The following is a 282-nucleotide window of genomic DNA, read 5'->3' on the forward strand; positions in this document are numbered from 1 at the left end:
CGACCGCCGAGGCATCGACGGTATGGGTGGCACCGAGATCGACCGCCCAGTCGAGCTTGCCCTTGTCGCGATCGACCGCGATGATCGTCGACGCCCCGGCCAGCCGGGCACCGGCGATCGCCGCGTCACCGACTCCGCCGAACCCGATCACTGCCACCGAGTCGCCCCGCGAGATGTTGCCGGTGTTCATCGCCGCACCCAACCCGGCCATCACTCCGCATCCGAGCAGCCCGACCACCGCTGGATCGGACTGCGGATCGACCTTCGTGCACTGGCCCTCGT

At 69.5% G+C, this 282-nt stretch carries 1 protein-coding gene; it reads right to left on the reverse strand.

Annotated elements, in window-relative coordinates; genetic code table 11:
• On the reverse strand, positions 1–282 hold a 282-nt coding region (locus ACOQFP_RS10305), incomplete at both ends, for a zinc-binding dehydrogenase (protein ID WP_421584260.1).

It is taken from the genome of Rhodococcus sp. MALMAid1271 (genome assembly GCF_049195265.1).
In the GTDB taxonomy this organism is placed as follows: Bacteria; Actinomycetota; Actinomycetes; order Mycobacteriales; family Mycobacteriaceae; genus Rhodococcoides.